The organism is Caballeronia choica (assembly GCF_001544535.1).
Lineage (GTDB): Bacteria > Pseudomonadota > Gammaproteobacteria > Burkholderiales > Burkholderiaceae > Caballeronia > Caballeronia choica.
This window is the reverse complement of record NZ_FCON02000530.1, coordinates 1-869: the sequence shown is the minus strand read 5'-3', so window position 1 is coordinate 869 and position 869 is coordinate 1. Positions and strand designations below refer to the sequence as shown.

3 protein-coding genes are annotated in these 869 nt (G+C 61.1%); all 3 read left to right on the top strand.

Annotation, left to right across the window (positions count from 1 at the left end; translation table 11 throughout):
* Window positions 1-116, top strand: a 116-nt coding sequence (locus AWB68_RS45520) for an FAS1-like dehydratase domain-containing protein (RefSeq protein WP_143282081.1), incomplete at its 5' end; no start/stop codon positions are given.
* Between the two features lie 12 nt (window positions 117-128).
* Window positions 129-548: a MaoC family dehydratase gene (locus AWB68_RS45515; RefSeq protein WP_087650511.1), complete on the top strand. Its 420-nt coding sequence runs from the start codon at window positions 129-131 to the stop codon at window positions 546-548.
* A gap of 43 nt (window positions 549-591) precedes the next feature.
* Window positions 592-869 (top strand): SDR family NAD(P)-dependent oxidoreductase (locus AWB68_RS45510; protein ID WP_125483328.1); only part of this gene is annotated, 278 nt, incomplete at its 3' end.

The following is an 869-nucleotide window of genomic DNA, read 5'->3' as shown; positions in this document are numbered from 1 at the left end:
TCTACGAGAAGAAAGGCGGTGCACTGCAATTCGTGGTGCAGGAAACGCGCGTGACCAGCCAGAAGGGCGAGCACATCGCCGATCTGCGGGGCGTTATCGTGCAGCGCAACGGCTAAAGGAGACGCTCGATGACAGTACCTCGCTTTAACGACGTGAAGGTGGGCGACACGCTGCCCGCACTCACGCTGCCGGCCATCAACCGGACCACGCTCGCTCTCTATTGCGGCGCCTCGGGCGACCACAATCCGATCCACGTCGACATCGATTTCGCGCGCAAGGCGCGCATGCCGGATGTGTTCGCGCACGGCATGCTGTCGACCGCGTATCTGGGTCGCCTGCTGACGGGCTGGGTACCGCAGACGCAGATTCGCAGCATGGCGGTTCGCTTCACCGGCATCACGCATCTGGGCAATCAACCCATTTGCACCGGCTACGTCGTCGAGAAGTTCGAAGCCGACGGAGAGCAGCGCGTGAAGCTCGCGCTCAAGTGCGCCAACCAGTTCGGTGACGAGAAGCTGATCGGCGAAGCCGTAGTGGCACTGCACTGATTTTTTATAGAACAACGCGTATCAAACAGAAAGGAACATCGAGATGAGCAAGCTCGCAGGCAAGACCGCATTGATTACCGGCTCCGGCCGTGGCATTGGCCGTGAAGTGGCATTGAAACTCGCGTCCGAAGGCGCGCGTATCGTCGTGAACGACCTCGACGCCGATCCGGCCAACGAAGTGGCCGAACTGATCCGCGCTCAAGGCGGCGAGGCCGTGGTGTGCGCAGGCAGCGTGACGGCGACCGACTTCGCCGAACGTTTCATCGGGACCGCGGTGGAACACTTCAAGAGCGTCGACATCATCGTCAACAACGCTGGCTT